We start from the raw sequence: 8,849 nt of genomic DNA, 5'->3' as shown, positions 1-8,849 counted from the left end.
GGAGGTGGAACAAGTAAGAGAGTGTTCTGTTCCGGCAGGGGCGTCCGGTAAGTCGCCGGAGGGTTCGATGTCGCGCACATAGGCGTGAGGATCCCGATCGGGAGTGCGCGGGGCCACGGACGGGGCACATGGGGCGATGGCCGGTACCGGGATGGTGGTGCGGACCTCCTTGCGCAGGTGGACGCCCTGGATGCCGAAGCGGCGCATCACCCACTCGACGCGCCTGTGGTTGCCGTCGATCCCGGCGGCCTTCAGCTCGGCCGTGACCCGCAGGATTCCGTAGGGGAGGGCGATAAGGCGCCTTCATGTGCGGCTTCCCCAGCCGGTGGCAGCTGACGGCGCCCCAGCCACGCCTCAGCCGACCAGCCACTCCACAAGATCAACCCGACCTGCGCAGGGGCCCTCGGTGAACCCGAGAGATGTCCCCGCCACCGCCGGTAGCCGAGGCCTCGCACCCGCCAGTCGTAGCCCCCGGTCGTGGGGTCCGCCTCGGTCCGGCGCTGAGCGTGCCACCAGCCGAACACCTCGCGTGCGGTGGGCGGATTCGCGGATGACGTGTCGGCGGCCGTCTCGTTTCGGTATCCCGCTGTCCGCTGAACCAGTCACCCCTTGTCCGCGTTGTGACCCCTATGCCGACGATCACTGTTCTGACACCCGTGCACGAGGGCGGGTACGTCTATATACGCGAACTGCACGAGTGCCTGCGTGGGCAGAAGCTGCCCGCCGGCTGGCGGCTTGAGTGGGTGGTGCAAGAGGACGGGCGGACGGGCAGGCCGCTGGAAGCCGTTCCGGACGCACCGTGGATCACCAAGGGTGCCGGCCGCTGGGGTGGCGCCGCCCAGGCCCGCACGCTGGGGCTGGCGCGTGCTACCGGAACGTTGCTGCGCTGCGTCGATGGTGACGATCTGCTGCCCGATCAGATGTCCCTCGCCCGCGACATCGAGGTGCTGGAGGCCAATCCGGCTTACGGCTGGACGGTTGCCCCGTGCCTGGATCTCCACCCTGACGGCCGTCTGGAGCAGGGGCCGTACGACCCGGGCTCGGGACCACTGCCGGAGCGGGCGCTCCTGGACGGTGCCAGGTGCGGTGAACTGCCGGTGATGGGGACCACGCTGACCGCCCGTACCGACCTTGTACGTCTCGTGGGCGGCTGGCCCGCGATCCCGGCCTTCGAGGATGCCGCCCTCCTCCTGTTCTGCGAGGCGGTCAGCCGCGGGTGGATGCAACCCGAGCCGGGCGAGCTCTACCGCAAGCACCCCGGGCAGCACACCGCCACCGCGGCCTACCACGACGAGGAGGAGGCGAGACTGCGCCAGGAGGTCGTCATCGATCGTGCGGAGACGCTGCACGCTTCCGGCTGGCGCTGGCAGCCGACGGCCTCGCCCGGCACTTCCAGGAGCGGCAGGTGACGAACAGCCCCGATTCCGTGCTGTGGCTGGGCGGCCCGCCGGGCGTGGGCAAGACCACGATCGCCCGGTTGATCGCCCGGCGACACGGACTGCGCTGGTACAACGCCGACGCTCACACCTGGGAGCACCGCGACCGGGCGATTGCCATGGGTCATCCAGCCGCGATCCGGTACGAGGAGATGTCGGGCCCGGACCGCTGGTCGGCGCCCATGGAGGACCGGCTCGCGATGTCCTTGCACCACGTGCGCGGCCCCATGGTCCGGGACAACCTGTGGGCATTGCCGGCCGCACCGTTGACGATCGCCGAGGGCACACCGATCACGCCGGAGGTGGTCGGCAGCGGACCGGCTCTGTGGCTCTTGCCGACCCCGGAGTTGCAGCGTGACCGGCTCGACGAGCGTGACCTGCACCCCGGCGTACGAGGGCTCTACCAGCACCTGGGCGAGGTGATCGCGGCAGAGGTAAGGCAAGGCGGCGGGAGGGTCGTGGTGGTCGACGGTTCGCGCGGTCTGGAGCACGTCGTCAGGGAGGTCGAAGGACACTTCGCCGACGTGCTCGCCCATGGGCCGGTCGCGACGGGCCAGTCGGAACGGCGGCAGCTTCTCCGCTACGCCAACCGTGCCAGCGTTGTTCAGTACCAGACCTTTTTCACCCGGTCGTGGGCGCGGGCGCTCGGGGACGCGTCGGATGTCGTGCTGCCCTTCTCCTGCGAGTGCGCGCGGGAAGGCTGCGAAGAGCAGGTCGACCTTGCCGTCGCCGATTTCCCCGCACCCCCTGACGACACCTCGCCTCCGCTTCTGACCGCGGGCCACGACACCCACAAGAGGCAGACGCCTTGACCGGGGGTCCTGGCTGCCCGCCCCGCTGGTGGCAGATCCGTCACCGAGACCGTCGGTCGGGCGGGAACGGCAGGAGAGACCTCACCGATGCACAGGCGGGCCGTCACTCCTCGCCGTATGTCCGAAGGATTGAACCGGCGAGGGCCGGGGGCCGTTGAGCCTCTGACAAGGAGTAAGGAGCACAACCTCATGGCATCAGTCCCGAACCACAGTGAGCCGGTGGACCGCCTGTCCACCGGAACGACGCAGCTCGTAGAGGTTCACTTCGAGGATCTCGACCCCACCGGAATGCTGCACAACTCGCGCTATCTGCTGATGCTGGAGCGTGCCGTCACCGCCTTCTGGCTGAGTCAGGGCTGGCACTACGATCCCGCACGCTCCGCGTTCGCCGACTCCGTACAGGTCGTGCGCTCACAGACCATCACCTATCACCAGCCCATCGTCGAGCCGGGCCGGTACGCGGTGCGGTTCTGGGTCGACCGCGTCGGCAACTCCAGCTATACGTACGGGTATCGGATCCTGTCCCCTGAGCACTCCTCCCTGCATGCCGAAGGCAGCCGTGTCCAGGTCAACCTCGACTCCGCAACACTGACACCGAAACCGCTCAGTGAAGCGCTGAGGAAGATCGCCACGCAGCTCACCGACGACGGAGCGGACCAGTCGGCGGCCGCGTCCTGACTGGCGAGGCCGCGGAGCGAGCGCACCTTGCCCGACGGCCTGCGTGAACTGCTGCGCGGCGGCCCCTGTCCGGAACTCGTCTGCGCGAGCGAACAGTTCGGGCAGGAACGAACACAGTCTCACCCCAACCCGCACCGCGGTCCCGGTCAGTTCGAAGTCCGTGGCGATCTGACCGAACCGAGGTCACCCCGCCGGCGCAGCCACAGGACCTCAGCATTGAATCCGGCGCGAACGAACGGTGAGGGCGGCGAGGCTTCTTGATCCCCTGCTTGCCATGATGGACATTCCGGCAACACACCAAGTCGGCCAGCAACCGAGGACGGCGAAAGAGTCCGCCGGCCTCATGTGACCACCGAGCGGGACTCGTGACCGTCGTGCCCGTTCCGACGCATGGGGGAGGTGAGGGGTGTCGTTCTGGCCACAACCAGAGAAGGTGGCCACCGCCAACTGCGACGTAGGCGCCCGCCGAAGCGGACGCCTACTTGTGCCGACTGACTCAACCCGGCGGACTCACACAGTCGGCCCTGACTGTCAGTGCCCGGGACCCTTCTTCTTCTGCGTGTTGCCGGTGCGGACTGACAGCTCCATATAGCCGCGTAGCGTCGCCGCGCGGCTCGGAGTTTCTCTGTTATGCACGATCTGCTCGCTCGTACGCAGGTACTGGGCGGTACCTGTCGGCTCCGTGCCAGGAGCCGGAGTTGGTCCCTGGGGTCGGGCCGGTTGGGGCGGGCCGAAAGGCGTCGAGACATCCATGGGCACTGCGCTATACGGCTCGGCTGCTACGCGCGACTGCTGCGGCGCCGTACCAGGCTGGCCGTACGACGAGGGCTGACCGTATGCCGCGGGCTGGCCGTACGACGAGGGCTGGCCGTATGCCGCGGGCTGGCCGTACGACGAGGGCTGGCCGTATGCCGCGGGCTGGCCGTACGACGAGGGCTGGCGAGCGTAATCCGGCGTTGGCGGCAGCTGACCGCCACCGTACACATTTTGCTGCAAATCCGGCTGTACGCTGCGAGCCCAGGCGGCCCGCTGCTCCTCTGCCGTCATCTTGTTGCCGCCCGTACCGTAAGGTTTCGTTGCTCTACTGTTGTCCATATCCCCACAACGAGACAACCCCGCCAACGGTTCATTGAGCCTTTTCCAAGCCAGCGACGCTGACCGGGAGTTGGTCAGTCCTGCGCAACGGCAAAGCTCCTGGTAGATGGGGCTCTCGACCAAGATCGCTCCGCCTGCCAGGAGCTTCGCGTTCTTGTCGACGCCGAGCCGAGGAAGGGCCCACCGCGCGAGATCCTGCGTCACGGTTGTGATTGCTCGATTCCGAGAATCTGGGTGCTCTGTGCGAGAAGCCATTCCTCGGCGCGGCCGTAGTCCCAGCCGTTGTCGTCGACCAGGGTGAAGTACCCGCTGTAACCGAAGAAGAACCACAGCACGTCGCTGATGAGCCGACTACCGCCACGGACGCCGAGGCCATCGAGATGCGCGGCGACCTTGTTCAGGGTGCCGCGGTAGCGCTCGGTGGACTCCTGTAGTTCGTGCGCGATCTGCTTGTTGCTCGGGGCCGTCGCCAGGAGGGTGCGCATGGTGTCGCCGTGCAGCTCGCGCACCTCGCGGCTGGCCTTCGCGAGGTAGCTCACCACCTCGAAAGGGTTCGTGAACGTCGGCAGTCGGTCCAGGCTGTCCTTCAGGACGGAACACTCGGCCCATCTTCTGGCGAGTGATGTGATCATTCCCTGCTTGCCGCCGGCGACCGCGTAGACCGTCGCCGGGGACACGTCCGCCAGCTCGGCGATGTCCTGAACAGTCGTCGCGAAGTAGCCCCGCTCGGCGAACAGGCGCCCTGCCGCGTCCGCGATCGCTTCGTGGGTGTTCGCCGCGAGCCTTGCTCGTCGCTGCTGTGAGGGCCGTCCGATGTGAACAACGTTACCGCTCGTGAGCCAGGCGACGGAGGGCCGCAACCCCGGTTGGAGTCAAACTCCAATTGGCTGGAGTGTGACTCCAGATGGGGGCAGCCGGGGGGTGGCCGACGTTTCAGTGGCTCTGCGGCGAGAGGGTGGGGGCACTGGGCGGACCGCCTTGACTGCTTGACGACAGAGGGCCGAGGACCGGTCGGGCACCGCCGCACCGCGAACCGACCGCACTCACCCCACGCCAGAGAGACTCCCCCGTGAAGAAACCCGTGATGCCAGCGCTTCTCGCTCCCCCTCAGCCCGCCGGTAACCGGCGTTCGTGATCCGTAAGAACCAAGGTGGGCACGGTTGGAGTGAACCATCACCCCTTTTGTTTCGTTGGAGGTACTACGGACGCGCGGAGACAGGCGGGTGGAGGCGTTGTCAGCTTCGTTCCCTCGCATTCGGGCGTGTCCGGCCGTTGGTCCCTCCTCTGGGAAGAGCAGGGGTATAGCAGATAAAGGCTCTCTGGGCGGTTGGAGTTTCACACGATGACACTAGAAGAGGAAGAGCGGCTCAACGCCCAAATAGAGGCCAGTCGAAGGGCGTTGACCCAAACACACGCGGACATGGACCGGGGTAATATTCAGCGGCGTGCCAGCAACAACCTGCCAGCCTATCCGACTCCGTTTCCCCGCCCTGAGGCGATGGCGCGGGGTGCCGCTGCTCCCTTCAACTGCACCCGGACCTCAGGGCCCCCGGTAACGCTGCCAGGCACGTTGACGGTCGGCCAGGCGGCCGCTCACCAGCAGCCCGTTCCGGGCTATCAGGCTGCAGATCCCAGGCGCCAAGTCCCGCCATGGCCGCAAACAGCGGTCTCCTCAGCCAGATGGCGCAAAACGTGCTGCGGGAAATGGGCCCACCTCCGGCAGCAGGAAATGGAAATGGCCAAGGATTGGGAAATTCGCCGCGGCCGAATGGTGGCAACAACGGCTTTAGCAGCAGCAGCAACGGGGCTTCACACAACGGATCGGGCAGACGCCCTTCTGGCCGCAGGTAAGAATATGATGACAAATTGACGCGGTGAGTCATTTCGACTCAACGCGTCGGACGCCCAAAGTGGTTGGCCGAGCAGCCTGCGAAACGGCGGCTCGGCCACGCCCCCGAGTACCGGGCCGACCAGCCTAAGGGCTGTCCCGTAATCCCTGGCGGGCGCACGACGGCAGCTACGGCACCTTGCCGCGTTGCCGGAATGCCCGAATGCCCGAATGCCCGAATGCGCCCAGTATGAGGACGCCCCTCCGTCTTGCGATGCACCGCATCTGACGCCCCGCGCTGATGTACCAGGGATTACGGGACAGCCCTTAGGACGCGGGCCCGGTACTTTCCGGAAAAGCAGCCGTCCGTCCCAGTGGCGGGTGGTGCCGCTGGGAATCCAGAACATGTCCTTCGGGACGCCCGCGGGAAGGGCGTCGAAGACGGACCGAGCGACGAACGGGCCGGTCATGAGGTCGTCGTCGCGGACCTGGTAGACGACCGAGGACCGAGGACCGGTCCGAGCACCGCCGCACCACGAACTGACTCGCACTCACCCCACACCAGAGAGATCTCCCCCCATGAAGAAACCTGTCATAACAGCACTCGCTGTCGCTCTGCTGGCGCCCCTGTCATCGGGGTGCTCACCGGACGACGCGGACGCAGAACCGCTCAGCTGGAAGAAGTGCCCCAAAGGCGTCGCCGCGGCCGGAGTCGAGTGCACCACACTCGATGTTCCCCTCGACTACGAGGACCCGGAAGGCAAGATGATAGAGATCGCCGTCTCCCGTCTGGCGAGCAAGGAACCCGACAAGCGCCGCGGCGTGCTGGTGACCAACAGCGGTGGTCCTGGCGGGGAAACACTCACGATGCCCGCCACCCTGCGCAAAATGGGCCTTCCCGAAAGCGTCCTCGACAGCTACGACATCATCGGGATCGACCCACGCGGTGTGGGGCACAGCACTCCGGTGACCTGTGGTCTCAAGGCGACGGACCATGCGAGCAACATCCCCACCTACGCACGCAACGAGGCGGATGTCGCTGCCGAGGCCAAGCGCGTCGAAGCTGTCGCGAAGAAGTGCGCGAACTCCAAGACCGCCGACATCTTGCCGCACATCACCACGGCGAACACGGCGCGCGATATGGACCGCGTTCGCGAAGCCATCGGCGAGTCAAAGATCTCCTACTTCGGAATCTCATACGGCACTTATCTCGGCTCCGTCTACACCACGATGTTCCCCAAGCGCAGTGACCGCGTCTTCATCGACAGCGTGACCGGTCCCGGCGGCTGGGACGCCTCGTTCGTACGGAACTTCGGACAGGGCGTCCAGGACCGATTCCCCGACTTCGCACAGTTCGCCGCCGCGCAGGACAAGAAGTACGGCCTGGGGAAAACACCGGAAGAGGTGGAGGCGAAGTACTTTGACATCGCCAAGAGGCTGGACGCGAAGCCGAGCCCGGAGGGTTACAACGGCCAGGTCTTCCGCCAGTTGACGTTCGACCGCTTCTATTACGACCGCAAGCTGCCGGAACTCGCCGAGATCTGGAAGGCACTCGATACCGGAAAGCCGGTGCCCAAGCCGGAAGCCGGCGCGGAAGGCGCACCGGCGGCTGTGTCCCCCAAGGCCCCGGTGGACAACTACCTGGCCAGTCAGATGCACGTGATCTGCAATGACTCCAACTGGCCCGAGGATGTCACCCAGTACGCGCGGAACGTCGAAGAGGACGGGAAGCGCTTTCCCATGTTCGGCGCGGCCGGGGCGAACATCACGCCGTGCGCGTTCTGGCCGTCCGAGCCGTCCGAGCCGCCGGTGGAGATCACCGACCAAGGCCCCTCGAACATCCTCATGCTCCAGAACCTCCGCGACAACGCGACCCCGCTCAACAGCGCCCGCGAGATGCGCGCGGCCCTGGGCGACCGGGCCCGGATGGTGACAGCCGAGCAGGGCGGACATCTGGCGTACATGTTCCTCGACAACACGTGCGCCAACGACATCGTCACCAACTTCCTCGTCACGGGCAACCGCCCAGCCAAGGACACCACCTGCAAGGCGAACTGACAGGGGACGCGGGCGTTCTCCGTAGTCCGATGTGAATCGCTTTCAACCCCGGAGAGCGGGGACGGGTATTCCGAACGGCCGGCGGAGACGGTCGGCACTAATTCAGGGGGCCGAAATCACTTTCAGGTGTCGGCCCCCAGAATGGGCAAGTCAGTCGCAAGCGAAACAAAGCCGAACTCAGCCTGGCTCAACCGAACAACTCATTACCTGTTTTACCGCAACGCGCGGCACCGATACGAGGAGGTGCAGAACCATGAACAACAACCCGCAGCGATTCGCTGGCGGCCCTGTTCCGAAGAACCGCATCCGTGCTTGGGTGATGCTCACCATTTCTCTTCTCATAGTGGCTTTCCTGATCTGGGCAATCGCCACGGGCGGCGCCGACGGCGGGGCGGCCGGTATCGCTCAGTTTGCCGCGGCCTTCGCCATGGCCGCTCTCCTGGGATGGCGAGCCCTGATTGGCCTGCGGCACACTCGCTGACGATCTCCGGGCGCCGCATATGGTTCAATTCCATGAAAATTCTCGCAGTTAACTTAAGGGGCCCGTGCGGGGAAGTGCTGACACTCTCCTGACAAAACCCCTGTCATGCTTCCGAGCGTGCGAAACAACCGGGGCCATCCTGCCTCCGTTGCAGACCGACCGGGCAATATGGTCCGGTTCCTCTCCTGCGCTGTGCCGACGTCGACGCTGACCACCGGCTGCTCCGAGGGGATAGCGAGAGCCAGGGGGGCGGAGTTGTCTCCGTCCCCCGCCTCGGAGAGGGCGAATTCCGCCCAGGAATCCCCGACTGGATCAGAGGGAATGCATGCGAGAAGCGTTCATCGGTAAGTGAGCGTGATGCCGTGGACACCACATCTGGATCATCCAACGTCGTGAGTAAGTTTGACCTAGAGCTGTAGGGCATTCTTTGTCTAGTCAAGGTGTGGAAATGGCCCCCCAAG

6 protein-coding genes and 1 pseudogene are annotated in these 8,849 nt (G+C 65.9%); 5 read left to right on the top strand and 2 right to left on the bottom strand.

Going from position 1 to position 8,849, the window contains the following annotated elements:
• Positions 1-137: 137 nt before the first annotated feature.
• A pseudogene (locus P3L51_RS33310) lies at positions 138-282 on the bottom strand (IS3 family transposase); the annotation flags it as partial.
• 347 nt (positions 283-629) lie between these two features.
• On the opposite strand from P3L51_RS33310, the gene P3L51_RS33305 reads away from it, so the two are divergent.
• The 3 genes from P3L51_RS33305 to P3L51_RS33295 all read left to right on the top strand — a co-directional run bounded on the left by P3L51_RS33305 (position 630) and on the right by P3L51_RS33295 (position 2,926).
• Positions 630-1,409, top strand: coding sequence for a GltA (locus P3L51_RS33305; protein ID WP_354609085.1), 780 nt, complete (start codon positions 630-632; stop codon positions 1,407-1,409).
• On the top strand, positions 1,406-2,248 hold the full coding sequence (locus tag P3L51_RS33300) for an AAA family ATPase (RefSeq protein WP_354609084.1): 843 nt from the start codon (positions 1,406-1,408) through the stop codon (positions 2,246-2,248). Before P3L51_RS33305 ends, P3L51_RS33300 begins: the two co-directional genes overlap by 4 nt.
• A gap of 189 nt (positions 2,249-2,437) precedes the next feature.
• Positions 2,438-2,926, top strand: a complete 489-nt coding sequence (locus tag P3L51_RS33295) for an acyl-CoA thioesterase (protein ID WP_354609083.1) — start codon at positions 2,438-2,440, stop codon at positions 2,924-2,926.
• Between the two features lie 1,295 nt (positions 2,927-4,221).
• Here the strand turns inward: P3L51_RS33295 and P3L51_RS33290 are convergent.
• On the bottom strand, positions 4,222-4,881 hold the full coding sequence (locus P3L51_RS33290) for a TetR/AcrR family transcriptional regulator (RefSeq protein ID WP_354609082.1): 660 nt from the start codon (positions 4,879-4,881) through the stop codon (positions 4,222-4,224).
• A 1,547-nt stretch (positions 4,882-6,428) separates the two neighbouring features.
• Here P3L51_RS33290 and P3L51_RS33285 point away from each other — a divergent pair.
• Both P3L51_RS33285 and P3L51_RS33280 read left to right on the top strand, forming a co-directional pair.
• On the top strand, positions 6,429-7,907 hold the full coding sequence (locus tag P3L51_RS33285; protein ID WP_354609081.1) for an alpha/beta hydrolase: 1,479 nt from the start codon (positions 6,429-6,431) through the stop codon (positions 7,905-7,907).
• A gap of 253 nt (positions 7,908-8,160) precedes the next feature.
• Complete coding sequence (locus P3L51_RS33280) at positions 8,161-8,388, top strand: hypothetical protein (protein ID WP_354609080.1); 228 nt, start codon at positions 8,161-8,163, stop codon at positions 8,386-8,388.
• Positions 8,389-8,849 lie beyond the last annotated feature (461 nt).

This window comes from Streptomyces panacea, from assembly GCF_040560175.1.
Taxonomy (GTDB): Bacteria; Actinomycetota; Actinomycetes; order Streptomycetales; family Streptomycetaceae; genus Streptomyces; species Streptomyces panacea.
Note: the sequence above shows the minus strand (reverse complement) of the source record. Positions and strands in the feature narration are given on the sequence as shown.